The organism is Gilvimarinus sp. 1_MG-2023, assembly GCF_030548285.1.
In genome coordinates, this window is sequence record NZ_JAUOSC010000040.1 from 1 (window position 1) to 711 (window position 711).

At 53.3% G+C, this 711-nt stretch carries 1 pseudogene; it reads right to left on the reverse strand.

What is annotated here, in order from left to right:
* Positions 1–585 (reverse strand): annotated as a pseudogene (locus Q4563_RS15520) (transposase); the annotation flags it as partial.
* Positions 586–711 lie beyond the last annotated feature (126 nt).

A 711-nucleotide genomic window follows, 5' to 3' on the forward strand; every position in this document is an offset into this window, starting at 1 on the left:
GGCCTGGCTGCTTACAGATCAGGCCCAGCTCACTCATAAGTCGTCGAACCTTGAAACGACCGACGGCAGTGCCTTCCTCCCTGAGCAAGCCTTTGATTGTCCGGCTGCCGGCGGAACGACGACTCTTGGTGAACAGGCGGTTTACCTGAGCCCTCAGGGCCATGCGCTCCACATCAACGTGGTTCCGCCGATGGCGGTACTCGTAATAGCTGGAACGGCTGATATCAAACGCATTGCAGACCATTTCAACAGACATTCGCTCACTCAACTGGTCTATCAGCGCGTACGATTCATCTCGTCCGACATCAAGAGAGCGGTAGCCTTTTTTAGTATGTCTTTTTCCTGTTCAAGGCGCTTGCAGCGGGCTTCCAGCTCCTGAATACGACGCTGCTCCGGGGTTAAGGCCTTGCCCTTCGGGGTGATACCGTCACGCTCCTCGGTTAGTTGGTTAACCCAGCGCCGGATAGCGCTTTCACCAATTCCCAAGGACACGCTCGCCTGGGGAATCGTGTAACCTTGATCCAGCACCAGGCTGGCTGCTTCCTGTTTGAATTCAGGAGAAAAGGAACGTCGCTTGCTGGTCATCAGACACCTCGTTTATGGTGGCGATATTACCACCTACGTTGGTGTCCGGAATCATTGAACCACTACAGGTGTCTTAATAGTGCTCTTCCTATAGAGTTGATGGGTGTCTCAATAGTAGGATTGTTT